Origin of the sequence: Variovorax sp. PMC12, from assembly GCF_003019815.1 — a bacterium.
In the GTDB taxonomy this organism is placed as follows: domain Bacteria; phylum Pseudomonadota; class Gammaproteobacteria; order Burkholderiales; family Burkholderiaceae_C; genus Variovorax.
The window spans coordinates 2206793-2232870 of record NZ_CP027773.1 but is presented as its reverse complement, the minus strand read 5'-3'; the positions used below and the strand labels follow the sequence as shown (position 1 = coordinate 2232870).

General features: G+C 64.8%; 23 protein-coding genes and 1 other RNA gene. 8 read left to right on the top strand and 16 right to left on the bottom strand.

What is annotated here, in order from left to right; translation table 11 throughout:
- Positions 1–49: 49 nt before the first annotated feature.
- The 4 genes from ompA to ssrA all read left to right on the top strand — a co-directional run bounded on the left by ompA (position 50) and on the right by ssrA (position 2614).
- Positions 50–700 (top strand): outer membrane protein OmpA, encoded by a 651-nt coding sequence (ompA, locus tag C4F17_RS10335; protein WP_081266805.1) that lies wholly within the window; start codon positions 50–52, stop codon positions 698–700.
- A 129-nt stretch (positions 701–829) separates the two neighbouring features.
- Complete coding sequence (ubiG, locus tag C4F17_RS10330; protein WP_081266804.1) at positions 830–1549, top strand: bifunctional 2-polyprenyl-6-hydroxyphenol methylase/3-demethylubiquinol 3-O-methyltransferase UbiG; 720 nt, start codon at positions 830–832, stop codon at positions 1547–1549.
- A complete protein-coding gene (gene gph, locus C4F17_RS10325) occupies positions 1546–2217 on the top strand; it encodes a phosphoglycolate phosphatase (protein ID WP_081266803.1) in 672 nt (223 codons plus the stop codon). Before ubiG ends, gph begins: the two co-directional genes overlap by 4 nt.
- Positions 2218–2229: 12 nt before the next feature.
- Positions 2230–2614, top strand: a transfer-messenger RNA (tmRNA) gene (ssrA, locus tag C4F17_RS10320).
- Between the two features lie 52 nt (positions 2615–2666).
- On the opposite strand, the gene C4F17_RS10315 is transcribed toward ssrA, so the two are convergent.
- The 9 genes from C4F17_RS10315 to C4F17_RS10275 are packed head-to-tail and all read right to left on the bottom strand — an operon-like array spanning position 2667 to position 12759.
- Positions 2667–3557 carry an NAD(P)-dependent oxidoreductase gene (locus C4F17_RS10315; protein WP_106935175.1) on the bottom strand — a complete coding sequence of 297 codons (891 nt, stop codon included), beginning with the start codon at positions 3555–3557 and terminating at the stop codon, positions 2667–2669.
- Positions 3558–3566: 9 nt separating this feature from the next.
- Positions 3567–5015, bottom strand: coding sequence for an aldehyde dehydrogenase family protein (locus C4F17_RS10310; RefSeq protein WP_106935174.1), 1449 nt, complete (start codon positions 5013–5015; stop codon positions 3567–3569).
- A gap of 25 nt (positions 5016–5040) precedes the next feature.
- Positions 5041–6444 carry an amidase gene (locus tag C4F17_RS10305; RefSeq protein ID WP_081266800.1) on the bottom strand — a complete coding sequence of 468 codons (1404 nt, stop codon included), beginning with the start codon at positions 6442–6444 and terminating at the stop codon, positions 5041–5043.
- 4 nt (positions 6445–6448) lie between these two features.
- Positions 6449–7942: an ABC transporter substrate-binding protein gene (locus C4F17_RS10300; RefSeq protein ID WP_106935173.1), complete on the bottom strand. Its 1494-nt coding sequence runs from the start codon at positions 7940–7942 to the stop codon at positions 6449–6451.
- Positions 7943–7987: 45 nt separating this feature from the next.
- Positions 7988–8803, bottom strand: coding sequence for an ATP-binding cassette domain-containing protein (locus tag C4F17_RS10295; RefSeq protein WP_081266798.1), 816 nt, complete (start codon positions 8801–8803; stop codon positions 7988–7990).
- Positions 8800–9801, bottom strand: a complete 1002-nt coding sequence (locus C4F17_RS10290; RefSeq protein WP_106935172.1) for an ABC transporter ATP-binding protein — start codon at positions 9799–9801, stop codon at positions 8800–8802. The genes C4F17_RS10295 and C4F17_RS10290 overlap by 4 nt, the downstream gene beginning before the upstream one ends.
- A 7-nt stretch (positions 9802–9808) precedes the next feature.
- On the bottom strand, positions 9809–10690 hold the full coding sequence (locus tag C4F17_RS10285; protein ID WP_106935171.1) for an ABC transporter permease: 882 nt from the start codon (positions 10688–10690) through the stop codon (positions 9809–9811).
- Positions 10687–11637, bottom strand: a complete 951-nt coding sequence (locus tag C4F17_RS10280) for an ABC transporter permease (protein WP_081266795.1) — start codon at positions 11635–11637, stop codon at positions 10687–10689. The genes C4F17_RS10285 and C4F17_RS10280 overlap by 4 nt, the downstream gene beginning before the upstream one ends.
- A 39-nt stretch (positions 11638–11676) precedes the next feature.
- Positions 11677–12759 (bottom strand): tartrate dehydrogenase, encoded by a 1083-nt coding sequence (locus C4F17_RS10275; RefSeq protein ID WP_106935170.1) that lies wholly within the window; start codon positions 12757–12759, stop codon positions 11677–11679.
- Between the two features lie 348 nt (positions 12760–13107).
- Between C4F17_RS10275 and C4F17_RS10270 the strand changes: the two genes are divergently transcribed.
- Together C4F17_RS10270 and C4F17_RS10265 are read left to right on the top strand one after the other, a co-directional pair.
- On the top strand, positions 13108–14580 hold the full coding sequence (locus tag C4F17_RS10270) for a sensor histidine kinase (RefSeq protein WP_234382719.1): 1473 nt from the start codon (positions 13108–13110) through the stop codon (positions 14578–14580).
- 31 nt (positions 14581–14611) lie between these two features.
- Positions 14612–15469 (top strand): aldo/keto reductase, encoded by an 858-nt coding sequence (locus C4F17_RS10265; RefSeq protein WP_106935169.1) that lies wholly within the window; start codon positions 14612–14614, stop codon positions 15467–15469.
- A 15-nt stretch (positions 15470–15484) separates the two neighbouring features.
- On the opposite strand, the gene C4F17_RS10260 is transcribed toward C4F17_RS10265, so the two are convergent.
- The 7 genes from C4F17_RS10260 to C4F17_RS10230 form a co-directional block, all read right to left on the bottom strand.
- The gene (locus C4F17_RS10260; protein WP_106935168.1) at positions 15485–16975 is read right to left on the bottom strand and encodes a nucleobase:cation symporter-2 family protein; all 1491 of its coding nucleotides are present in this window, start codon (positions 16973–16975) and stop codon (positions 15485–15487) included.
- Positions 16976–17127: 152 nt separating this feature from the next.
- Positions 17128–18111: an NAD-dependent epimerase/dehydratase family protein gene (locus C4F17_RS10255; protein ID WP_106935167.1), complete on the bottom strand. Its 984-nt coding sequence runs from the start codon at positions 18109–18111 to the stop codon at positions 17128–17130.
- A gap of 69 nt (positions 18112–18180) precedes the next feature.
- Entirely contained in the window at positions 18181–18741 is a 561-nt protein-coding gene (locus tag C4F17_RS10250) for a helix-turn-helix transcriptional regulator (RefSeq protein ID WP_081266790.1), read from the bottom strand.
- Positions 18742–18751: 10 nt separating this feature from the next.
- Entirely contained in the window at positions 18752–19516 is a 765-nt protein-coding gene (locus tag C4F17_RS10245) for a GntR family transcriptional regulator (RefSeq protein ID WP_106935166.1), read from the bottom strand.
- A gap of 14 nt (positions 19517–19530) precedes the next feature.
- Entirely contained in the window at positions 19531–20268 is a 738-nt protein-coding gene (locus C4F17_RS10240; RefSeq protein WP_106937510.1) for an aspartate/glutamate racemase family protein, read from the bottom strand.
- A gap of 31 nt (positions 20269–20299) precedes the next feature.
- Positions 20300–21793: an NCS1 family nucleobase:cation symporter-1 gene (locus tag C4F17_RS10235; protein WP_081266787.1), complete on the bottom strand. Its 1494-nt coding sequence runs from the start codon at positions 21791–21793 to the stop codon at positions 20300–20302.
- Positions 21794–21963: 170 nt separating this feature from the next.
- Positions 21964–22695, bottom strand: a complete 732-nt coding sequence (locus C4F17_RS10230; RefSeq protein ID WP_234382717.1) for a response regulator transcription factor — start codon at positions 22693–22695, stop codon at positions 21964–21966.
- A 59-nt stretch (positions 22696–22754) separates the two neighbouring features.
- Between C4F17_RS10230 and C4F17_RS10225 the strand changes: the two genes are divergently transcribed.
- A complete protein-coding gene (locus tag C4F17_RS10225) occupies positions 22755–24686 on the top strand; it encodes a sensor histidine kinase (RefSeq protein WP_106935165.1) in 1932 nt (643 codons plus the stop codon).
- A gap of 409 nt (positions 24687–25095) precedes the next feature.
- Positions 25096–26076, top strand: coding sequence for a winged helix-turn-helix domain-containing protein (locus C4F17_RS10220; RefSeq protein ID WP_106935164.1), 981 nt, complete (start codon positions 25096–25098; stop codon positions 26074–26076).
- The last annotated feature ends 2 nt before the right edge of the window (positions 26077–26078 follow it).

The window sequence follows — 26078 nt, the reverse complement described above, 5'->3', positions numbered from 1 at the left end:
CGTCCTTGATTCGCAGCGCGGCTGCGGCTTTTTCCCCAAGAGGAGAACCATGAAGAAACTGAATAAAGTGGCGATGATGTTTGCAGTCGCTGCGCTCGCCACTGCCGCCGGCGCGCAGACCCGTGTCACCGCTGCGGACGGCGGTCCTACGATCGACAACTGGCAAAACGGCACCGGCGAACTGGTCTGGAAGAACGGCACGAACGAACTGTGCTGGCGCGATGCCAACTGGACGCCCGCAACGGCTGCCGCTGGTTGCGACGGTGCTCTGGTTCCTGCTGCTCCTGTCGCTACGGCTCCTACGCCTGCTGCTCCGGTTCCCCCGGCTCCCCCGGTCGTGGCCGCCAACAAGGTGACCTTCGCTGCTGACGCCTTCTTCGACTTCGACAAGTCGGTTCTGAAGCCTGAAGGCCGTGCGAAGCTGACCGACCTGGTCGAGAAGATCCGTGGTGTGAACCTCGAAGTGATCATCGCTGTGGGCCACACCGACTCGATCGGTACGGTTGCCTACAACCAGCGTCTGTCGGTCCGTCGCGCCGAAGCCGTCAAGGCCTTCCTGGTCTCGAAGGGCATCGAACGCAACCGCGTCTACACCGAAGGCAAGGGCAAGTCGCAGCCTGTGGCTGACAACAAGACCAAGGAAGGTCGCGCCAAGAACCGTCGCGTGGAAATCGAAGTGGTCGGCACCCGCGCCAACTAATCAATCGATTCCATCGATCATGAAAACCCCGCTACGGCGGGGTTTTTTTATGTCTGTCGAATTGGCATTCGCTCATTCAGCAAAGCCTTGCTCGGTGTTGTCGGGCATGGCTCGTTTCATAATCGCTGCATGACAGAAAACGTGAATGCCGATCCGGCCGAACTGGCCAAGTTTTCAGAACTCGCGCACCGTTGGTGGGATTTGGAAAGTGAATTCCGACCATTGCACGAAATCAATCCATTGCGCCTGGAATGGATCGACGGTATTGCGCCTATTTCGCAGCGCCGGGTGCTCGATATCGGCTGCGGCGGTGGCATCCTGGCCGATTCGATGGCTCGCAAGGGTGCGGAAGTTCTGGGCATCGACCTGGCCGGCAAGGCGCTCAAGGTGGCGCAACTTCATGCGCTCGAAGCCGGCACGCGCGGCGTGAAGTACCGCGAGATCAGCGCTGAGGCGCTGGCGGCGGAGCAGCCGGGCAGTTTCGATGTCGTCACCTGCATGGAAATGCTCGAGCATGTGCCGCAACCGGCATCGGTGATCCAGGCCTGCGCGGATCTGGTGAAGCCAGGTGGATGGGTGTTCTTCTCGACCATCAACCGAAACCTGAAGTCTTTCATGCTGGCCATAGTGGGCGCCGAATACGTGCTTGGCATGCTGCCGCGTGGGACGCATGAGTACGCGAAGTTGATTCGCCCTAGCGAACTGGCCGCCTATTGCCGGGCAGCCGGGCTCGACCTGCGGCACACCCGGGGCATGGAGCACAACCCGTTGACGCGCCGCTACTGGCTCAGCGGCGACACCAGCGTCAACTACATGTTCGCCACCCGGAAGCCGGGCGCTCCGGCATGAGCAGCGGGCTCAAGACAAAAGCTGTGCTGTTCGACCTCGACGGCACGCTGATCGACAGCGCACCCGACCTGGGCGCGGCAGCCGACAAGATGCGTACCGATCGCGGCTTGGCGTCGTATCCGCTCGAAAGATACCGACCGATGGCAGGGGCCGGTGCGCGGGGCATGCTTGGCGTGGCCTTCGGCATCACGCCGGAGTCGCCCGAGTTCGATGAATTGCGCGAAGAGTTCTTCGTGACCTACGAGCGCCGCATGCTGCTCAATACGCAGGTGTTCGACGGCGTTCATGCGTTGATCGAAGCACTGCGCGAGCAGGGGCTTCCATGGGGTGTCGTGACCAACAAGTCGATGCGGTTCACCGACCCGCTCACGCGCGCCATACCGCTCTTCGAGACCGCAGGAGCGGTTATCAGCGGCGACACCACGCCGTTCGCCAAGCCGCATCCAGAGCCCCTGCATGAAGCCGCGCGCCGACTCGGCGTGCCTTCCGATGCCTGCATGTACGTGGGCGACGACGAGCGGGACATCATCGCGGGCCGCGCAGCGGGCATGCGCACCGTTGCCGCCACCTACGGCTACATGGGTTCGCAGGCCGATTCGGCCCTGTGGAAGGCCGACGCATCAATATCTTCGCCCTTGGAGCTCTTGAAGTTACTCAATAGCGCCTAAAATGAGTCGCTTGGGGCTGCACTGGTTTCGACGTGGGTTCGGAGTCGCAGCGGGGCATGTCGAGCTGAATGCGCTCGTAAAACAGATTCAAACAAACTAACTGCAAACGACGAACGTTTCGCACTCGCTGCTTAATTGCCAGTGAGCCTTGCAACAGTTGGCCGATGGGCTGGGCAAGGGGGTCTGGAGCAATCCTGACCTCCCGGCTGCAAGGATAATTACATGGGCTGGCTTCGATCCGGGTACCTTGGGTCGGGGCGAGAAAATAGGGTGCTGGCGTCCGGTTCAGCGTGTGACTGCGCGGTTCCGGAAGCGAGACTTAAATCAGATCACTAAACATGTAGAACTGCGCGATGAAGGCTTGCGGACGGGGGTTCAAATCCCCCCAGCTCCACCACATTCACACACGCTGAGTCCAACAAGATCAAGGACTTAAGCGATCTGGGCAATCAGCGCAACGCTTCGACCAGATCAAGCACCATCCGGTCCGGACCGAACTTCTCCACGCCTTGCGTCAGCAGCGCATCCACGGCTTGCGCGATGCCGTGCCCGGCCGACGCCTGTTCCGCCATGTCGTTGTAGTAGCCAAGGTCCTTCTTGGCGTTCGCCATCGAGAACTTCAGCGAATCGGTGCCGCCCGTCAGCAGCTTGGGCTTGACGCGTTCCAGCGCCACGCCATTGCCGCCGCCCTTGGCGAGCACATCGACGAACACCTCTGGCTTCACGCCGGCGCGCTCCGCACAGGCGGCTGCCTCGCACAGCAGCGCCACGGTGCCCAGAGACACGAAGTTGTGAAGCAGCTTCATCGCGTGGCCGGCGCCGATGCCGCCCACGTGCGTGATGTTCTCCGCAAAGCAGCGCAGCAGCGGCAGGCACGAGGCCAGCACTTCGGCGTCGCCGCCCACCAGCAGGTTCAGGCGTCCTTCGGCCGCCTCCTTGGCGGTGCGCGTCATGGGCGCGTCGATGAACTTGCCGCCCTTGGCGCTCACCGCCTCGGCCACCTTGGCGGTGGAGGCGGGCACTGCCGTGGAGCAGTCGATCACGACCGTACCGGGGCGCAGCGCTGACAGTGCGCCTTGGTCGCCCAGCATCACGGCCTCGACCTGCGGCGTGCCGGTGACGCACAGGATCAGCACGTCGACCTGAGCAGCCAGCGCAGCCACGTCCTTCACCGAAGTGGCGCCGGCCTTCAGCAACCCGTCGATCGGCTGGTTGCCCGCGTGTTCCAGCACGGTCAGCTGGTGGCCATGCTTGACGATGTTGCTTGCGATGCCGTGGCCCATCAGGCCGACGCCGACGAGGCCGACCTTGCGCGGCGTTTGCTGTTCAGTGGTTGTCATGTGTTGTCTTCATCCGTGCTTGATTGCGATGGTCTTGAGGGTCGTGAATCCGAGCAGGGCCTCGAAGCCCTTCTCGCGGCCGAAGCCGCTGGATTTCACGCCGCCGAAGGGCAGTTCTACACCACCCGCCGCACCGTAATTGTTGACGAAGACCTGCCCGCAGTGCAGCTTGTGCGCCATGCGCAGCTGGCGCGCGCCGTCGCGGGTCCACACGCCGGCCACCAGGCCGAAGTCCGTGCCGTTGGCCAGGCGCACCGCCTCCGCCTCGTCGGCGAAAGGCATCACGACCAGCACAGGGCCGAAGATCTCGCGCTGCGCCAGATCGCTGTCGTGCGGCACATCGCGGAACAGCACGGCCTCCTGGTAGTAGCCGCTGGACGGTGCGTTGGGCGACACCGTGCCGCGCGCCGCCACCTTCAGGCCCGCGGCCTCGGCCGTCGAGACCATGTCGCGCACCTGGCGGAACTGCTTTTCGTTGATGAGCGGGCCCATGTCCAGGTCTTCGGCGGGCGTGCCCGCGCGCACGGCGGTGAAGCGCTTCGCGAGCCGCTGCACCACTTCTTCGTAGACCGACTGTTCCACCAGCACGCGGCTGCCGGCCGAGCAGGTCTGGCCCGCGTTCTGGATGATGGCGTTGAGCAGCACCGGCTCGGCCGCGTCCAGGTCGGCATCGGCGAACACGATCTGCGGCGACTTGCCGCCCAGCTCCAGCGTCACCGGGCAGTGGCGCTCGGCGGCGGCCAGGCCCACGCTGCGGCCGGTCATGGTCGAGCCGGTGAAGGAGATGTGGTCGATGCCCGGGTGCGCGCACAGCGCCGCGCCGGCTTCCTTGCCGTAGCCCGTCACCACATTGAGCGCGCCGGCCGGGAAGCCGACCTCGGTCGCAAGCTCGGCGAGCCGCAGCAGCGACAGGCTGGCGTCTTCGGCCGGCTTCACCACGCAGGCGTTGCCGGCGGCGAGCGACGCACCCACGCTGCGGCCCGCGATCTGCATCGGGTAGTTCCAGGGAATGATGTGGCCCGTCACGCCGTGCGGGATGCGCACGGTCAGCACCGTGTAGCCGCGTTCGTAGGGCAGCGTGTCGCCATGCAGCTTGTCGCAGGCGCCGGCGTAGTACTCCATGTAGCGGGCCAGCGCGGTCGCGTCGTTGCGCGCCACGCGCAGTGCCTTGCCGGTGTCGCGGGCTTCGAGCTGGGCCAGCTCCTCGTGGTGGGCCATGACGGCGGCGCCGAGCTTGCCGAGCAGGCGGCCGCGCTGCAGCGCCGTCATCTCGCCCCAGGTACCGTCGAAGTTGTCGCCCATGGCCTGGCGCGCCGCGCGCACGGCGGTATCGATGTCGGCGGCGGTGCCGCGTGCGATCTCGCCGAATTTTTGGCCATCGCTCGGGTCGATCACGTCGATGGTGGCGTTGCCTTCGGACGCCACGCGGCGGCCGTCGATGTAGTGGGTGGCGTTCATGGGGTCGATGTCTCCTTGTGGCGGATCACTTGGGTTCCGGCCAGGGTTTCTGTGCTTCGCGGATCTGCTCGAAGGCGCGGCTGAACTGCAGCACGCCCAGGTCGTCGAAACGGCGCCCGGCGATCTGCAGCCCGATGGGCATGCCCTCGGCCGAATAGCCGCAGTTGATCGACGCGGCGGGCTGCTCCGACATGTTGTAGGGCACCGTGAAGCCGATGTGTTCCAGCGGCAGCATCGGATCGTTGGTCGGCGAGGCGTGGTCGGCCGGCGCGGGCAGGTTGGGCGACACCGGCGAGATGACGAAGTCGTAGGCCTTGGTTGCGGCGACCGTGGCCGCGCGCGTGGCGATGAACTGGCTGTAGGCGTCGAAGATGTGCGCGCCCGAGAATCCGGCGGCGCTCTCGGCCCATTCGCGGATGTACGGCAGGATCTTCGCGCGCTTCTCGGCCGGCATCGCCTGGATGTCGATGCACGAGCGCATGCGCCAGAAGTGGTCCATGCCCTGCAGCATCTTCGGTGTCATGAAGGCCGGGATTTCTTCGACGTGCGCACCGGCAGCCTCGATGCGCTTCGCCGCGCGGCGCACCGCCTCGGCGATCTGCGGATCGAGCGGCAGGCCGCAGCCCGCGTCCATGTGCAGCGCCACGCGCTTGCCCTTGAGGAACGACGGATCGACCTCGAAGGCGTTCCAGTCGATGACCGGCGGCGGCAGCTCCGAGTAGTCGCGATCGTCGGGCTGCGCGACCGACGCCATCATCAGCGCCGAGTCGGCCACCGTGCGCGTCATCGGACCGGCACAGCGGCCCATGTAGGGTGAACTGAGGGGAATGCGGCCGAAGCTGGGCTTGAGCGTGTAGATGCCGCACCAGCTGGCCGGCAGGCGCAGCGAGCCGCCGATGTCCGTGCCCACGTGCAGCGGGCCGTAGCCTGCGGCCGCAGCAGCACCGGCGCCGGAGCTGGAACCGCCCGGCGTGCGCGAAACGTCCCATGGGTTGCGCGAGAGTTCATGAAAGCTCGACAGGCCCGACGACAGCATGCCCAGGTCGGGCATGGTGGTCTTGGCCACCAGCACCGTGCCGTCTTCCTTCAGGCGCGCGGCGGGCGGCGAGTCGTAGCTCATCGGCACCAGGTCGTAGGCGGCGGTGCCCAGCGGCATCGGGTCGCCTTCGGTGGCGAGGTTGTCCTTGATGGTCACGGGCACGCCGTCGAGCATGCCGCGCGGCTTGCCGGCCAGCCAGCGGGCTTCGGAGGCGCGCGCCTGCTCGAGCGCGAGTTCAGGGCGGAACAGCCAGGTTGCGTGCAGCTCGGGCTCGTAGGCGGCGATGCGCTCGTTCACCGAGCGCGCCACTTCCACCGGCGACAGTTCCTTGGCGGCATAGGCCGCGTGCAGCTCCTGCACGCCCAGCGAATAGAGGGGCTTGGTCGTCATCGCATCAACCCCACGAGATCGCGGCCAGGTCGTTCACCACGATCGGCATGCTCGGCCACAGGCCCTTCACTTCCTTGCGCGCGATGGTCGGGAACACCGCCTGGTAGAGGAAGCCGTTGACCGCATCGGTGGCCAGCATGCGCTGGGCGTCGGCCAGCAGGTCGGCGCGGCGCTTCTTGTTCTCTTCGTTCTGGATGGTGACGAACAGGTCGCGGAATTTCTTGGAGTCGTAGCCCCAGTAGTAGTCGGGCTCGGTGTACTTCACCAGGTCGAAGGGCTCCACGTGCGCGACCATCGTCAGGTCGAAATCGTGCGCGCCGCCGAAGGTGCCGCTGAGCCACTGGGCCCATTCCACGTTCTGGATCTTCACGTTGATGCCGATCTGCGCCAGCTGCGCTGCGATCATCTCGCCGCCCTGGCGTGCATACGAGGGCGGAGGCAGTTGCAGGCGCAGTTCTAGCGGCGTCTTCACGCCCGCTTCGGCCAGCAGCTTCTTCGCTTTCTCGATGTCGAAGGGGTTCATCGCCGTGGTGTCGACGAAGCCCGGCGCGCCCATGGCGTAGTGGCTGCCGATGGGCTTGCCGAAGCCGTCCGCCGCGCCCTGGATGATTGCGTTGCGGTCGATGGCCGCCAGGATGGCGCGGCGCACGCGCACGTCGTCCAGTGGCTTCTTGCGGTTGTTGATGGTCAGGATCACCTTGCCGCGCGTGCCCACTTCAATCACCTGGAAGCGCGGGTTGCCCTTGAACTGCGCGACCGAGCGGGTGCCCGCGCGCGGGAAGATGTCGATGTCGCTGGCCATCAGCGCGGCGGTCTGCGCGGCCGTGTCCGACATGAAGCGGAACACGAACTTCGGGACCTTCGCGAGGCTCGGGTCGCGGTAGCTCGGCGACTTGACCAGCGTGCAGGAGGCGCCGCGCTGCCATGCGCTCAGCTTGTACGGGCCGGTGCCCACCGGCGCGGTGGCATTGGTGTCGGCGCTCTTGGGCTCGACGATGCAGGCGGTCGACTGCCCCAGCATGAACGGCAGGTCGGGGTTGGGCAGCGTGCTGTTGACGCCCACCGTGTACTCGTCGAGCACCACGGTGCCGATCTCGCTGAAGAAGCGCTTGTCCTTGTTGGTGCTCTTGGCGCCGCCCGCGCGGTCGAACGAGAACTTCACGGTGTGCGCGTTGAAGGGCTGGTCGTTCTCGAAGCGCACGCCCTTGCGAAGCTTGAAGACGAAGGTCTTCATGTCGGGCGACGACGACCAGCTCTCCGCCAGCATCGGCGTGACCGAGCCGTCGGCATTCACCTTGGTGAGCGTCTCGAAGATGTTGTACTGCGTGATCTCCGCGATGGCCGACGCGGCGCCGGTGGTCGGGTCCAGGCCCGGCGGCTCGAGCGGCATGCCGATCGTCAGCGTGTTCTTGCCGGCCTGCGCACGTGCCTGGGGCAGGAAGACCCCCGGGATTGCCGCGGCCATGGCGGAAGTCATGAGTGTGCGTCGCTTCAACATTCGATAGTTCCTGGAGGTGAGGATGAAACTGAGAACCGGCGTCGCCTAGCGCGACGGCGTGTGCAGCACGGCGGACAGCAGCGTGCGCGTGTATTCGTGCTGCGCATGCGCGAACAGGTCGGCCGGGCGGCCCCGCTCCACGATGCGGCCCTTGAACACCACGCAGACTTCGTCGCACAGGTGGTTGACCACCGCGAGGTCGTGGCTGATGAGCAGGTAGCTGATGCCGAACTGCTGCTGCAGGTCCTGCATCAGGTTGAGCACCTGGGCCTGCACCGACACGTCGAGCGCGCTCACCGGCTCGTCGGCCACGATGAGCTTGGGGCGTGTGATGAGCGCGCGTGCAATGGCGATGCGCTGGCGCTGCCCGCCCGAGAACTCGTGCGGGTACTTGTCCATGTCGGTGGTGCGCAGGCCGACGGCGGCAAGCGCTTCCGATGCGCGCTCGCGCTGCTCGGCGCGGCTGGTCTCGGCCAGCGCCTCCAGCGGCTCGGCCACGATGCGCGCCACGGTCTGGCGCGGGTCGAGCGAACCGTAGGGGTCCTGGAACACCATCTGGAAATCGCGCCGCGCCGTGCGCAGCGCTTCCTTCGACAGCGCATGCAGGTCGCGGCCTTCGAGCGATACGGTGCCGGACGTGGGCGTGTCCAGCGCCATCACCAGCCGCGCGATGGTCGACTTGCCCGAGCCCGATTCGCCGACGATGCCCATGCTCTTGCCGGCGTGCACGTCGAAGCTCACGCCGTTGAGCGCCTTCACGGTCGGCGGCGGGCCGAACAGTTTTTCACGCGGCAGCGCGTAGTGGCGGTAGAGGTTCTTCACGGCCAGCAGGGGCTGGCCGGCATTGGTGGACTGGCTCATGCGGGGAGGGCGGCGGCCTTGGCGTTCAGCGCGGCGATCTCGCCGAGCCGCAGGCAGCGCACCGTGTGGTCGTTCGGCAGCAGCGTGGCCTGGGGCCGGGTGCTCTGGCACAGGTCGATGGTGTGGGCGCAGCGGCCCGCGAAGGCGCAGCCGCGCGGCATGTCGACCAACTCGGGCACGCTGCCCCGGATGGTCGGCAGCCTGCCCGCGCGCACCGCGCCGATGGCGGGGCGCGCCGCGAACAGGCCGCGCGTGTAGGGATGCGCGCGGCCCGCGAAGACGGTGTCGGTCGGGCCGCTTTCGACCGCGCTGCCGCCGTACATCACTAGCATGCGCTTCACGCTGTTGGCGATCACGCCGAGGTCGTGCGAGATCAGGATCATCGCCATGCCCATTTCCTTGACCAGGCTCTGGATCAGGTCGAGCACCTGCTTCTGGATGGTCACGTCGAGCGCGGTGGTGGGCTCGTCGGCAATCAGCAGGTCGGGGCCGCAGGCCAAGGCTATCGCGATGCCGATGCGCTGGCGCTGGCCGCCGGAGAACTGGTGCGGGTAGGCGTCGAGGCGCGAGGCCGCGTCGGGAATGCCCACGCGGTCGAGCAGGCCCAGAGCTTCCTTGCGGGCCTGCGCCTTGGTCAGCCCGCGGTGCAGCTGCAGCGGCTCGCCGACCTGGCGCGCGATGGTGTGCACCGGGTTCAGCGCCGTCATCGGTTCCTGGAAGATCATGCCGATGCGGTTGCCGCGGATCTGGCACATCTGCTTTTCGGGCAGGCCGACGAGTTCCTGCCCGTCGAGCTTGATGCTGCCGGTGACCTGCGCGCTGGAGGGCAGCAGGCCCATGAGCGACATCACGGTGATCGACTTGCCGCAGCCCGATTCGCCGACGATGCCCAGCGTTTCGCCGCGCTCCAGCGAGAACGAGATGCCGCGCACGGCCGGGGCCGGGCCGCGCTGGGTCTGCAGGCCGATCTGGAGGTTGTTGACTTCGAGGAGGGGCATCGTGGTCTCAGCGTGCGCGGGCGAGGCGCGGATCGAGCAGGTCGCGCAGGCCGTCGCCCAGCAGGTTCAGGCCCAGCACCGCCAGCGCGATCGCCATGCCGGGAAAGACCGCCAGCAGCGGCTGCTGGAACATCAGGGTCTGTGCTTCGCTGAGCATGCGGCCCCACGACGGTTGCGGCGGCTGCGTGCCGAGGCCGAGGTACGAGAGCGCGGCTTCCGCGAGGATGGCGATGGCGAAGCGGATGGTGATCTGCACGATCAGCACGGCCGAGATGTTCGGCAGCACGTGCTGCATGGTGATGGCGAACGAGCCCTTGCCGCAGGCGCGCGCCGCGGCCACGTATTCGCGCGACCAGATGGCGTTGGCCGATGCGCGCGTGATGCGCGCGAAGGTCGGGATGTTGTAGATGCCGATCGCGACGATGGCATTCACGATGCCCGCGCCGAACACGGCGGTCATCATGATGGCGGAGAGGATCGCGGGGAAGGCCAGCGTGAAGTCCGACAGGCGCATTACCGCTTCCTCGACCCAGCCGCGTCTGGCCGCCGCGAGCAGGCCCAGCGCGGTGCCGACCACCAAGCCGATGCCCACGGCAATGATGCCGACCAGGATGGATGCGCGCGCACCCACCAGCAGCAGAGAGGCCACGTCGCGCCCGAATGCATCGGTGCCCAGCCAGTGCGAGCCCGTCGGGGCCTGCATCTTGTTCGCCATGTCCATCGCATACGGCGACCACGGCGTCCATACGAAGGACACCAGCGCCGCGATGAGTAGCAGCGCGGCCAGCACGCCGCCGATGACGAAGCTGCGGTGCTTCACCGCGCGTTGCCAGAAACCGGGGAGCTTGAGCGCCGCGGCGCTGGGGGCCGGGGCCGTGATGGCGTTCATATGTCGCTGGCCTTGATGCGCGGGTCGATGACGGCGTAGAGCACGTCGACCACGAAATTCACGATGACCACCATGGCCGCGAGCAGCATCACGCAGTTGCGCACCACGATCAGGTCGCGGTTGCTGATGGCCTGGAAGATCAGCCGGCCCAGGCCGGGAAGATAGAACACGTTCTCCACCACGATGGTGCCGGCCAGCAGCTCGGAGAACTGCATGCCCATCACCGTGATGACCGGGATCATGGCGTTGCGCAGCACATGCGTCCAGAGCACCATGCGCTGCGAAACGCCCTTGGCCCGCGCGGTGCGCACGAAGTCTTCGCGCATCACTTCCAGCACCGCCGAGCGCGTGATGCGCGCGAGGATCGCGGCCTGCACCACCGCAAGCGACAGTGCAGGCAACAGGAGCGACTTGATGCCCGAGAAGAAGCCGTCGCCCCAGCCCTCGAAGCCGCCTGCCGAGAACCACTGCAGCTTCACCGAGAACACGAGGATCAGCAGGATCGCGAACCAGAAATTGGGAATGGCGATGCCGACCTGGGCCATGCCCATCAGGCCGACGTCGCCAAGCTTGTTGTGGCGCGCCGCGGCCGTCACGCCCACCAGCAGCGCGATGACCGTGGTGAAGAACATCGCCAGCAGCGCCAGCGGCATGGTGAGCGCCAGCCGCTCGAGGATCAGGTCGAGCACCGGCGAGCTGTAGGCGTAGCTGTCGCCGAGGTTGCCGGTGAGCAGGCCGCCGATCCAGTGCCAGTAGCGCGTCCACGCGGGCAGGTCGAGGCCGAGCTTGGTGGCCAGCGCCGCCACCGCTTCGGGCGAGGCGTCGGGGCCCATGAGCATCTGTGCGGCGTTGCCGGGCAGTATCTCGAGGACGAGGAAAACGATGATCGACGCGCCGACCAGCGTGCCGATCAGCGTCAGCGTGCGCTTCAGCAGGAACAGGCCCATCTCAGTGTCCCCGGCCGCAAAGGGATGAGGGGCTCGCCGTCATGCCGAGATGCAGTCGGCGATCGCGCGGCCCACGTCCACGGTATTCGCGGTGCCTCCCATGTCGCGCGTGCGCGGGCCTTCGCTCAGCACCGTCTCGATGGCCGAGATGACGGCGGCCGAAGCCTGTGCGTACACCGGGTCGTTGTTGCCCAGGTGGTCGAGCATCAGCGCGGCCGACCATATCTGGCCGATCGGGTTGGCGATGCCCTTGCCCGCGATGTCGGGCGCCGAGCCGTGCACCGGCTCGAACAGCGACGGGAACTTGCGCTCCGGGTTCAGGTTGGCGCTCGGCGCGATGCCGATGGTGCCGGTGCAGGCCGGGCCCAGGTCGGACAGGATGTCGCCGAACAGGTTGGAGGCCACCACCACGTCGAACCAGTCGGGGTGCTGCACGAAGTGCGCGCACAGGATGTCGATGTGGTACTTGCTGGTCGCGATGTCCGGATGGCGCTTGGCGATCTCGGCCAGGCGCTCGTCCCAGTAGGGCATGGTCACCGAGATGCCGTTCGACTTGGTCGCGGCCACCAGGTTCTTGCGCGGGCGGCGGCTGGCCAGCTCGAATGCGTATTCGATGATGCGGTCCACGCCGACGCGGGTGAACACCGCTTCCTGGATCGCCATTTCGCGCGGCGTGCCTTCGAACAGGCGGCCGCCCACGGAGGTGTACTCGCCTTCGGTGTTCTCGCGCACCACCAGGAAGTCGATGTCGCCGGGCTTGCGGTGCGCCAGCGGTCCGGGCACGCCGGGCATCAGGCGCACGGGGCGCAGGTTCACGTACTGGTCGAAGTCGCGGCGGATCTTGATGAGCAGGCCCCACACGGCGATGTGGTCGGGCACCTTGTCGGGCGCGCCCACCGCGCCGAAGTAGATGGCGTCATGGCCCTGGATCTTGTCGGCCCAGTCGGCCGGCATCATCAGGCCGGTGCGCACGTAGTGGTCGGAGCCCCAGTCGAAGTGGTCGTAAGAGAAGTCGATGCCGAAACGGCGCCCGACCGCGTCGAGCACGCGCAAACCTTCGGGCATGACCTCGACGCCGATGCCGTCTCCGGGAATGACGGCAATCCTGTGCTTTTTCTGCATTGACTCAACCTGTTCCAAATTCGTTTCGATGGGGCGAGCGCGCTCGTGACGCAAGGCCGCTGAAAAATTCTAGGAGCCGTGGCCATACGAGAGGTCGGGGTTGGCACCCACTCAGTGTTGACAAAATCAGAAGGCAAGGCGAGGCGGTTTGCTTGCTTGGACAACGATTTCGGTGTCACGGGAATGTCTTTGACTTCTAAAAATTAGAAGGCTCGGCGCGCCGCTTCAGGCCGCTGGAGAGCCCGCATGCAGCTTCATGAAGGCTTGCTGAATTCCGGTGTGCAGACCCGGCAGATACTTCGGCCGCTCGCGGCACCCGATCCCCAGGGAGCGGCCGCCAGGAAACACATGAATTCTTTGCCTGTCCAGGACAACGCCGGCCCCGGCGCGGGCGCCGCCATGCATGCGGGGTGGCGGCACGCGCTCGGGCAACGTTGGCGGCGCTGGGTCCAGCCCTCGCTGCTGAGGCGATTGCTGCTGGCGCAGGTTTCGGTGGTCGGGCTGCTGTGGGCCTGCATCGTCGGCCTGTTCCTGCACGACTCCAACCGCTTTCCCGAGCTCGTGCGCTACGACAGCCTCTTTGCCTGCATCATCACCGCCGCGCGGAATCTCGCGGACTCGCCGGACCGCCAGCAGGCCACGCTGCGCGCCTTCGACATGGCGCTGCTCGAGACCTCGGGCGACTTCACGTCCGACGAGGACAAGGCGCCGGTCATGCAGGTGTGGCAGCGCGGCAGGCTCATCTACAACTCGAGCGCATCGGTGCCGCCGATCATCAACCAGACCATCGGCAAGGTGGAGATCATCCGCCTGGGCGAACGGTCGCTGCGCGCGCGGACCATGGTCTCGCCGGTGCTCGACACCCGCGTGATGCTGGCCGAGCCCAAGTTCCTGCGGCTGTACTTCAACGCCGACGACCGCAGCTACTACTTCCTGCCCTTGCTCATCAGCCTGCCGTTCCTGGTGTTTCCCGCATGGCTGGCCGTGCTGCTCGCCTTGAGGCCGTGGCGGCAGGTGACGCGGGAGACTGCCGAGCGCGGCCCCGCCGACCTCACGCCGCTGTCGTTCGAGCCGCAGCACAAGGAACTGCGGCCGATGGTGCGCAGCATCAACGGCCTGCTGCGCAGCGTGCGCGACCGCGGTGTGCGCGAACGCGGGCTGATCGCCGACGCGGCCAATGAACTTCAGACACCGCTCGAGGCGATGCGCGTGAACGTCGAGGCGCTGAGGGCGCAGACGAACGACGAGGGCCAGCGCGAGCTCATGGCCAACCTGCTGCGCAGCAATGACCGCGCGACGCGGCTGGTCGGGCAGTTGCAGCAGCTGATGCGCAGCGACGAGGTACCGCAGAACGCCTTGCCTGAGGCGCTTGCGCTCGACGTCTTGGCGCGTGAGCGCATCGCGCTGCTCGGGCCGCTGGCGCAGGCGCGCGGCGTGAAGTTCGACTTTGCGGTGGATGACGAAGGCTCGGTACCGGTGTTCGGCGAGCGCGAGAGCCTGATTTCGATGGTGAGCAACCTGGTGGAGAACGCCGTCAAGTACAGCCCCGGGGGCGGCACGGTCAGTGTGCGTGTCGGCCGCGATGGCGCACGCGCGGTGCTTCGCGTGGCCGACCAGGGCCCGGGCATTCCACCGGCGCTGCGCGAGCGGGTGTTCGACCGCTTCTTCCGCAACCCCGACCAGACGCAGTCGGGCAGCGGGCTGGGGCTGGCGATCGTGAAGTCGGTGCTCGACAGGCACCACGGACAGATCATTCTGGAGGCGGGCGAAGACGGGCGGGGGCTGCTGGCGACCGTGTGGCTGCCGTTGTCGGCAGGCTGACAGGGGTATCGGCCGCATCTACCATGTGCCGATGCGAACACTTTCACTCCCCACCGGCGGCGAGATGCCGGTACTCGGCCTGGGTACCTGGCGCATGGGCGAGGATGCAAGCCGCCGCGCGGCCGAAGTCGCCGCCGTGCGCGAGGCCATCGCCCTGGGCTACCGGCTCATCGACACCGCCGAGATGTACGGCGAAGGCGGCGCCGAAACCGTCGTGGGCCAGGCCGTTGCCGAGGCGCTGCGCGCGGGTGACGTGCGGCGCGATGCGCTTTTCATCGTCAGCAAGGTCTACCCGCACAACGCGAGCCGGCGCGGCACGCGCGAGGCCTGCGAACGCAGCCTGAAGCGGCTGGGTCTCGACGCCATCGACCTCTACCTGCTGCACTGGCGCGGCAACCACCCGCTGCGCGACACCGTCGCCGCGATGCAGTCGCTGGTGGCCGACGGCCGCATCGCCCGCTGGGGCGTGAGCAACTTCGACACCGACGACATGGAAGAGCTGGAGCCGCTCGCCGGCAGCGGGCCGGGCTGCGCGGCCAACCAGGTGTACCTGTCGCTGGGCGAGCGCGGGCCCGAGTTCAGCCTGCTGCCCTGGCAGCGCGAGCGCGGCATGCCGCTGATGGCCTACAGCCCGATCGACCAGGGTGCGCTGGCGGGTGACAAGGCGTTGGGGGAACTGGCTGCGCGTCTCGGCGTGACAGCCGCTCAACTGGCGCTGGCCGCGGTGATCGCGCGGCCCGGCGTGGCGGCGATCCCGAAGGCGGTGCGCGCCGCGCACCTGAAGGAAAACCTGGCCGCCGCGGCGTTGAAGCTCGACGCGGCAACCCTGGAAGAAATCGACCGCCTGCACCCGCCGCCGCGGCGCAAGGGGCCGCTGGCGATGATCTGACCCGGGAAGGAAGGCTCAGTGCGCCTCGGCCTGCTTGGCCGCGGCGATCACGGCCTGCTCGTCGTGCTTCGCGCCGTTGAGGAACAGATTCAGCAGCACGGCGGCAATCGACGCCAGCAGGATGCCTGACTCGATCAGCGAGTGAATCGCGTGCGGCATCCATTGCTTGAAGTTGGGTGCGATCAGCGGAATCATGCCGATGCCGATCGACACCGCGACGATCATCGCGTTGTGGCGGTTGGTCTTGAAGTCCACGCCCGACAGGATGCGGATGCCGGTGGCGGCCACCATGCCGAACATCACGAGGCCCGCGCCGCCAAGCACCACGGTGGGCAGCGACTCCACCAGCGCGGCCATCTTCGGCAGCAGGCCCAGCACGATGAGGATCACGCCGCCCGCCACGCAGACGTAGCGGCTCTTGATGCCGGTGACGGCCACGAGGCCCACGTTCTGCGAGAAGCTGGTGTACGGGAAGGTATTGAAGATGCCGCCGATCAGCGTGCCCAGGCCGTCGGTGCGCAGGCCGCGGGCCAGGTCTTTCTGCTCGATCTTGCGGTCGGTCATCTCGCCGAGCGCGAGGAACATGCCGGTCGATTCGATCATCACCACGATCATGATGAGCGTCATGGTGAGGATCAGGATCGGGTCGAACTGCGGCATGCCGAAGTGGAAGGGCAGCACGATGTCGACCCATGCGGCCTTGCCCACCTTCTCGTAGGTCATGAGGCCGGTGATGGACGCCACCACGGCGCCGAGCACGATGCCCAGCAGCACCGAGATGTTGGCGATGAAGCCCTTGGCGTACTTGACGATCAGCAGGATCGACACCAGCACCAGCGCTGCCACGCCGAAGCCCGAAAGATCCGCGTATTTGGGGTTGGGCACCGTCGGCATGATCGCGAAGCCCTTGGGCACGGCCGGAATGGAGCTCCCCGGCGACGTCACCTCGGCGAGCCACTTGGCATACACCGGGTCGACCAGCGCGGGCGCCGTCGGGCCCACCGGGTTGCCGAAGATCCAGTTGATGCCCACGCGCATCAGGCTGATGCCGATGACGGCGATGATCGTGCCCGTGACCACCGGCGGAAAGAAGCGCAGCATGCGGCTCACCAGCGGCGCGATCAGTATCGACACCACGCCCGCGCCGATGATCGAGCCGAACAGCAGCTGGGCTCCGTTCTGGCCCGGGTTGGCGTTGGCGATGGCCACCATCGGAGCGACCGACGCGAAGGTCACGCCCATCATCACCGGCAGCTTGATGCCGAACCATTGCGTGGCGCCGAGCGCCTGGATCAGCGTGGCGATGCCGCAGCAGAACAGGTCGGCCGAGATCAGCAGGGCGACCTCGTCGGGCGAGAGCTTGAGCGCGCGCCCGACGATCAGCGGCACCGCGACGGCCCCCGCATACATCACCAGCACATGCTGCAATCCGAGGGCCGCGAGCTTGCCCGAAGGCAAGCGCTGATCCACGGGATGGACTTGGGAAAGTGTGGCGTCGGCCGTCATCGTTGTCTCCTGCTGCGCAAGGGAAGAGGCTGGGGCGGCGCGGCTTGCCACGGCGCATGCCTCAATGTGTACGCGAAACTGTATACAACTTATGCGACAATCTTGACCCGGAAAAACCCGAAGCAGGCCGGGTTCATTCCGCCGGCAGTCGCTCAGGCGACGGGGTACGGCCCTTCGCCGAACACCTCGCGGTGGTAGCCCTTGCTGCCCACGTCGCGCGCCAGCTGGCTGCGGAAGTCGCGGCCTTCGCGCAGGCACCGCAGCACTTGCGCGAAGTCATGGCGCGGCTGCCAACCCAGCTCGCGCCGCGCCAGCGCATTCACGTAGACGCGGTCGAGTTGCGCGGGCAGCTTCCATCCCTGCCTGGCATAGAGCGCTTCGCACTCTGGAAACAGCCGGTTCAGCACACGCGGTGCGCTCTCGCGCAGCATCGGCAGGTCGTCTTGCGTGAAGGGCGTGGTGGCCGAGACGATGTAGCGGCCGAAGCCGATGGCCGGTGCTCGCCTGGCCGCCAGCAGGTGGGCATCGACCACGTCCTCGATGTCGACGCGGCGATGCAGCAGCTCGTTGGCCTGCGCGTTCTCCAATGAATGGAGGCTGCGCGCGGTGGCATCGTCGTCGTCCTCGGGAAAGAAGCGCGAAGTCTTCAGCACGATCACGGGCAGGCGCTGCTTGCGGTGGAACAGCTCGCACAGGCTTTCGGCGGAGGTCTTGGTCACGCCGTAGATGTTCTTCGGGATCGGCGTCACGCCTTCCGTGATCCAGGCTGCCGGCATGCCTCCGGCGGGCGTGAGCGCCGAGCCGAAGGTGCTGGTCGTGCTCGTGAACACGAAGGCCTCGACACCGGCCGCCACCGCTTCTTCAAGCAGCACCAGCGTGCCCGTGATGTTGGTGTCGACGAACTCCTGCAGGCTGTGCGTGCCCACGTGGGGCTTGTGCAGCGTGGCCGCATGGATGACCGTGCGCACGCCGCGCATGCAGTCGCGCACGAAGGCGCGGTCGGTGATGGAACCTGCGCGGTCGGTGAAGCGGGAGGGCGTGATGTCGATGCCCCGTGCGTCTTGCGAAGTCGCGCTCAGCGTGCGCATCAGGGCTTCGCCGAGGTGGCCGGCGCTGCCGGTGATCAAAGTGGTCATGGCCGCAAGACTATCGGCCGACGTTGAGGGCGTCCACGCATAAGTTATGCGTGGATCGGGCGTCTGCGCTCAGGCGATGGTGGTGACGATGCGTCCGGCGCACCCGTCGGCCAGTGCAATGCGCTCCCACAGCACGCGGCCCGACACGATCGGAATGACCGGGTCGGCATTGGCACCCGTTGCAATCTCCAGCGACGACAGCTCGCCCGCGTGCCAGCCCAGCCCGTCGAGTGTGGCTTCGGCCGCGAGGATTTCTGCCGAGGCGTAGCCGATCAGCGAACGCCCCATGAATTCCGCCGCATCGGCGCGCCACTCGGCCTGGCGCGACGGCGACGCGGCCAGCAGCCGGTGCGTGCGGTCGCAGATCAGGTGCACCTTGCGCGTGGACGATTCGACCAGCCGCTTCAAGGCGGCGTCCTGCGATGCGTCCTGCGCGGCCGCGAGCAGCCGGTGCGCCGCGGCCTGCTGCGCGGCGGACAGCGCGAGCTGCCCGCGCTCCCAGCGCGACACCGTCGCCTGGTTCACGCCCATCAGTTGTGCGAAATGCGTTTGCTTGATGCCGCGCAGCAGGCGCATCCGGCGCAGGGCCGTGCCCAGGCTCGCTGGGTTCGGGGTGCTTCCGTGGCGCATGGCTTCACCCTCAGGCCAGAAGCGCCTTCACCAGGTCGAGCTGGCGGTCGGGCTTGTCTGTGTCCAGCGAGAGGCTGGCCTCGATGCGCTCGAGGTGTTCGGTCATGCTCTTCACCGCGGCCTCCGGGTCGCCCTTGCGGCACAGCCGCAGGAACTCGGCGTGCTCGTCGGACGAGCAGTGCGGGTCGTTCGACGAGTGGTACAGCATCGCGATCAGCGAGCTGCGCGCGACCAACTCGCGCACCAGTTCGGCCAGCGTGCGGTTGCCCGTGGCCTCGGCCAGCGCCACGTGGAAGTCGCCCAGCAGCTTCTCGCGCACGGTGCCCATGGTGGTGGTCTGGCGCAGCGTGGTGCGCTCGAACTTGACGTGCTGCTCGAGCACCTGGTAGTCGCGCGGCCGTGCATTGGCAATGAAGAGGCGCACCACCTCGCTCTCGAGGATGCGGCGCACCGCGAACACCTCGCGTGCTTCTTCCACGGTGGGCTGGCAGACGAAGGCGCCCTTGTCGGGGATCATCTCGATGAGCTTGTCCTTCGACAGCATCAGCAGCGCGGCGCGCACCTTGGTGCGACTCACCGAATACACGCGGCCCAGCGCCTCTTCGCGCAGCCAGGTGCCGGGCGGCAGGCGCTTCTCGACGATGGCGGTGGCGATGTCGTTGGCGATGCTCTCGATGGAGCTTTGCTTGTCCGCCGGCGCGGCGCCGTCGTCGGGCGGCGCGGCTGCGGCGGAGGAGGTGTCGGAAACGGGAGGTTTGGAACTGGCGCGGGGCATGCGCGGATTGTGGCCTAGCGCGGCAGCGTGAAGCCTTCCAGCGCCCCAATGATGGGCTTCGGCAGGGGCTTTGCCAGTTCGCCGCGCTTGCTGGTGCGCAGTTTCAGCGCCACGAGCGATTCGATGAGCTTGGTGCCGGCGGCCACGCCGTCGATCACAGGCACGCCCAGCAGCTGCTCGATGTGCGCGCACAGGTCGGTCATGCCTGCGCAGCCGAGCACGATGCAGTCGGAGCCGTCTTGCTCGAGGGCGAGCCGGCATTCGTCGACGATGCGCTCGCGGGCCCGCGAGCCGGGTTCCTCGAGTTCGAGCACAGGCAGTTCGCAGGCGCGCACGTTGGCGCAGAAGCGCTCCATGCCGTAGATCTCGGCCAGGTGCCAGGCCTGGCCCATGGTGCGTCCCAGCGTGGTCACCACGCTGAAGCGGCTGCCGAGCATGCTGGCCAGGTGCATCGCCGCCTCGGCGATGCCGACCACCGGGCCGCTTGCCAGTTCGCGCGCGGCTTTCAGGCCCGGGTCGCCGAAGCAGGCGATCACGTAGCCGTCGATGCCGTCGCGCTCGCCTGCCGCAATCTCCTGCAGCAACCCCGGCACGGCCAGCGCCTCGTCGTAGTGGCTCTCGATGGAAACCGGGCCCATGGCCGGGCTCACCGCCACGATCTCGGTGCCGCTGTGCGCCACCGCGCGGGCGCAAGCGCCGATCTTCTCGGTCATGCTCCAGGTCGTGTTGGGATTGATGATCTTGATGCGCACGGCGCGGTCCCTTTCTTTGTCTTCCAATGTTTCAGGTCTTGCTGTTGCGGTTCAGCAGCGCATACAGGATGAAGCCCAGGCCCATGCCGATGAACCACGCATAGTTGGCGGCGCCGCGCAGCGTCGGCACCATCACGCAAAGAATGGGCACGATGGCCGACGGCACCAGCGCCTGGATCGCCTTCGGGTTGTAGCCGCCGCTGTACCAGTACTCGCCCTTGGGGCTCATGGTGTAGAGCGCGTCCACGTCGATGCGCTGCTTGCGCACGATGTAGTAGTCGGCAATGAGGATGCCGAACAGCGGCCCGATGAACGAGCCCAGCACGTCGAGCGTGTAGTGGATGACCTCGGGGCTGTTGTAGAGGTTCCACGGCGTGAGGAACACCGAGCCCACAGCGGCGATCATGCCGCCCGTGCGCCAGCTGATGTGCTGCGGCGCCACGTTCGAGAAGTCGAACGCCGGCGAGACGAAGTTGGCCACGATGTTGATGCCGATGGTGGCGATCATGAAGGTCAGCGCGCCCAGCACCACGGCGGTGGTGCTGTCGATCTTGCCCACGGTGTGCACCGGATCGGTGATGAGCTCGCCGAACACGGGCAGCGTTGCGGCTGTGGTGATGACGGTCAGCAGCGAGAAGAAGACGAAGTTCACCGGCAGGCCCCAGAAGTTGCCCTTCTTCACCGCGTCGAAGCTCTTGCCGTAGCGGGAGAAGTCGCCGAAGTTGAGCATCGGGCCGCTGAAGTAGCTCACCACCAGCGCGATGGCCGAGAGCATCACCGGCAGCGCGTCCCAGCCCTGGAATTTGATGCCGCCCAGGTTCAGGTCGATCTTGCTCCAGCCGGCCTTCCACACCAGCCAGCCGCACAGGATGGCCATGACCACGTACACCGCAGGACCGGCCCAGTCGATGAATTTGCGGATGGCGTCCATGCCGTGCCAGAACACGAAGGCCTGCAGCACCCACATGACCATGAACGCGACCCAGCCCAGGGCCGACAGGCCGACGAAGCCGTGCTGCGCCACGTCCGCGTAAGGCGTGAGACCCGGCGCCATGTGCAGCGCCAGCACCATGAAGGCCGCCGACGCCAGATACGTTTGCACGCCGTACCAGGCCACCGCGATCAGCCCGCGGATGATGGCCGGGATGTTGGCGCCCAGCACGCCGAACGGTGCGCGGCAAACCACGGGGTAGGGCACGCCCGTCACCTGGCTCGGCTTGGCCACGAGGTTGCAGAAGAACTGCACGATCACGATGCCCACCAGCAGCGACACCAGCACCTGCCAGCTCGACAGCCCCAGCGCGAACAGGCTGCCGGCCGTGATGTAGCCGCCCACGCTGTGCACGTCGGACATCCAGAAGGCAAAGATGTTGTATTGCCCCCAGGTCTGTTTCTTCAGCGGCGCGAGGTCTTCGTTGGTCAGCCGCGGGTGGTAGCCGGGCTTGATGACTGCGTTCGACTCGGCGTGCGGCGCAATGCCGGCTTCGCTTGTCCCCGTGGGGGCCTGGCTGACGACTGTGCTCATGGTCTTCTTCCTTGTGCGGATAGGTAGGGGTTGGGAGCAGTTTTTGACGCAAATTTCGCGCCGCCTTTCGGATGCGTTATTTGTATACAAAAACTGCACGCAATCAAGACCATTCAAGGAATCATATATCCGTAGATTCCCTGATGAGAGCGGGTGTGCGGAGCAGGGCCTCAGGCCCGGAATCGGTAGCCGGTGCCCCTGACGGTGTGCAGCGGCAGCGAAATGCCCGCGGCCAGCGCCTTGCGCCGCAGGCGGCTGATCACCACGTCCACGCGCTGGAGATCGAACTGCTCCAGGTCGCCACCGAGCGCGGCTGCGAGTTCCGCGCGGTCCACGGGCTTGTCGCGCCGCTTGAACAGGCATCCCACAATGGCTCGCTCCGACATGGTGAGGCGCAGCATCCGGTCGCCGGGGTCGCAGAGGATCCAGTCTTCTTCCCTGAGCTCCCAGCGCCCTGTGCCTCTTGGCGCCTCGGCCTGCGGGGGCGTGGAACGGGATCTGCGGTCGGCTGCCTTGAGGCGCCGATGGATGGCCTGGAGCGACGCGGCAAGCTCTTCGGCATGCACCGGCTTCACGAAATACGCGTCCGCACCATCGCGCAGGCCGCGAACCCGATCGCTCAGCTCGTGGCGCGCGGTCGCGAACACGATCCCCACGTTGCTGGCCGAGCGCAGGTGCTGGGCAATTGAAAACCCGTTTTCATCCGGCAGGCCGATGTCGATGACCACGATGTCGCAACGGCGGACCGCGTAGGCCCGATAAAACGCCGAAGCCGTCGAAAAACCGTGTGCCTCGATGTCCATCTGGTTGAGGCTGTATACGAGGGCCTCTTGCAGGTCTTCTTCGTCTTCGATCAGGTAGACGACTATTTTTTCACGGCTGTCGATTTTCGTATTGTTCATGGTGCATATTTCTTCGGCTTCGGCGCGAGTTTCGGCGGCGAGCCAGACAAATCAATGAGATGAAAAAAAATCGCTGCCTGTGTTTGATCTTCGGACTGATTCTTTGGCTGTCATGCCAGGGCGCAGGAGGCGTCGTGCTCAAGAAGGGGCAAGGCGATGATGGTCCGATTTCGTTGGCGAAGGAAGTGGAAGTGTTCCGTGACCCTACCGGCAAGGTCACCATGAACGATATCGTCTCCGAACCGCAAAAATACAGCTTTGTCCGTGAGGATATTCGCTCTCTGGAGCGGTATTCCAACGACGCCCTGTGGATCCGGGTCTCGCTGCAGCACGACGAAGGCACGCCGATCGACTGGGTCGTTCAAATATTTCCTGGCTGGATCGACGAAGTCGAGATGTACTGCGTGGCCCCCGATGGAAAGATTTCATCCAACAAGATCGGGGACCAATTTTCTTTTTCCGAAAGGGAAATCAAATCCAGCATCATGGCATTTCCACTGGTCGTGGATTCCACGGCCAGGGTGCATTATTTTAGGGTAAAAACGCACGGTCTGACAATTCTCGATCTGAATCTCTGGCAAAAATCAGTGTTCGACAGGGTTGAATTGAAGAGAAGCCTTTTTTTCTCGGCATTTGCCGGTTCGATTGGCGTGATGGTGCTGATGAACCTGATTTTCTGGAAATGGACGCGGGACCCCAATTACCTCATATATTCGCTTTTCCTGGTTGTGATGCTGGGAGCGGTGTTTGCCGTGCAGGGATATGCCAGTTCCTTGTTTTTTCCTGAAGATCCTGTGTATGCGGACCGTTTTGTTGACGCGACCACCTGCGCGCTCATGGCGATTTCCGCCATATTTGTTTGCCGGTTTTTCAATTACAAAGAATATTCGCATTGGGCTTCTAGATTCACTTATCTGGCGGCATCCATTTTCCTTTTGGCCACTGTATTGGCGCTGTGCGGAATAATAGAAAATTCCATCAGATGGCTGCTCTACCTTGAAATTGTTGTTGGCGCTTTCAACACGACGTTCATATTTTGGTTCATCGTGCGTCGAAAGGTTTTCCATCAGTTTTTTGCCGCACTCGTTTTCGTCATTGTAAATTCGTCATGGCTCTTTTATTGCATGGTCCTGCTTGGCATGGTGAGGCTGGAGCAATCATTCGTCACGGAGTCATTGATACAGTTTACGCAGCTGGCTAATCTTGCAATTCTCAACATTGCGGTGGTAAGCCGTTCCAGGGATTCCGAGTTAAAACTGAGGGCCGAGCGTAAACGGGCTTTCGACTCAATGAAGATCGCCAAGATCGCTTTGGAGGAGCGAGTTCGGCAGCGCGAGTTCGTCGCGATCCTTTCGCACGAATTCCGTACGCCACTCGCCATCGTCGATGCGGTGGCCCAAGCACTCGGGTTATCGCCATCTGGAAACGACGAGCGAGTCAAGCGCAGTGTCGAGAAAATCCGCAAGGCTACGCGCCGTCTCACGACCTTGGTGGAGAACATCCTTCTGGACGATACGCTGGAATCTGGTGCGCGTTCGACGGTCCGAAGCTTCGACATCTGGAGTGTGATTGAAAACGTTCGCAATATCGGATTGCCTGACGAACAGGTGCGTCTGAACGTCACCGCGGCGGGTCAACCAGTAATGTTTGAAGGGGATCAGGAAAAAATTGAAATGGCCATCCGGAATTTGATATTGAATGCCATCAAATATTCTCCGGCCGATTCGATGGTTGATGTGAAATGCGACGCCAGCTCCAATATTTTTAGCGTGACTGTTTCAAATAAGGGAAATCCAATTCCTGAGTCTGAAAAGAGCGAGTTGTTCGAGCGTTACTTCAGGGGCGGCAATTCTTCGCTGGTGCCGGGCTCCGGCCTTGGCCTTCACATTTCACGGGCTATCACCCGTTTGCACGGCGGCGACGTCGTGCTGGTTTCGAGTAACGGTGCAGGCACCGTGTTTCGCCTGACACTCCCTCTGCTGCCGCACTAGGCAAGCCTCGTTAACACTCCACTTGTCCGGGTCGGATAGGCGTGCCAGGGGCTTCTTTGTGCTTACAAACATAGCACTATAGTGTGAACTAATTCACGAATCTGGCGATTTTTGCCTCCGACTTGCATCGACATGAATCTTGAATCATTGCCGCCAAGTGAAATTTTTTAGAAGCAAGACAGCGCACAGATATGGTGCGCAAGGTGATTTTTTAGGCAGTTCTTCAGTGCCCCCGAGCTCGTAAATAGATCTCCCCGGGGCGACCTTCCTGCTATTTAATGACATTAATTGCATGAACATGTCATTAATCATGTCCGTCGCAAGCAGATACATTCCGCTGCCCGAACGGTCATAGCGGAGTGCTGCGACAAGCCTCTCTTGACGTTCTTCTTGAACTTGAGAGGTTGGAATGATTTCCCCAGAGTCTCGTAGCCGATCGCTACTCCTGAAACAGAGCGGCGTCCATGACATCGTGCAGGCGTCGATAGCGAAAGAAGAAGGCGACCGCTTCTCTGAGGCCGGTGGGCATCCGGCCTTATTCCCCCCATCGAGTTCTTCCTATTCCAGCCAGGGTCGATTCCCGGTAGCCACTGAGCTTTCCCTGGGCGCGGCGGGCGCCGCAAATATGCCAATTCAGGCGACGCCAAGCGCCTTGGGGTCGGCTTCGGGCGAGCTGCAATTGCCTGTTGTAGCACTCGACGAATCGAGTCTCAGCTGCCCCACTTTGCGAAAGAGCGTCGATCGGCTGGGCTGCGCCTCCGTTGCGTTCGAGACCGTGACGGATCTGATGAACGCACTCCGCTCGGGCGACCGATTTGGGCTGCTGCTTTTGGCCCTTCCCACGGACGTGAATATTAACTGGGTAAAGGCTATTCGAGGGCTGACGAACGCACCGGTCTTATTTGCCGTCAACGAGAGCAAGGCTGCATGGCAACTGCGGGCGGGTGACAGGTTTCTTGGAGATGGCAATTTTGATTTTGTTTTTCCTCCCTTTGACAGCGGGGAAATAAGATTGAGGCTGCGAAATCTGATGACCAGAAGCGCTGCTGCCAGATGCGCGAAAACGGAAAACGGCGTTTTGGCCTTCAGGAACTATAAATTCCAGTTGGATGAGCGAAAGGTGTTCTACGAAGATCGAGAGGTAAGCCTGCAGCGACGTGAATACGACCTTGCGCTGAATTTTTTCAAGAATATAGATTTTCCATTGGCCAGAGGAAATCTTAATTTCCTGCTTCGCCGGGAATTTGCAGACTCGCGCTCTCGGGTGCTGGATGTCTACGTCGCAAAAATCAGGAAAAAGTTAAAAATCGAGCCGTCCAACGGGTTGATTCTGAAAGCGGTTTTCGGTTACGGATACGAGTTGCGGACTGCGTTCTCAAAGACGTCATAGGT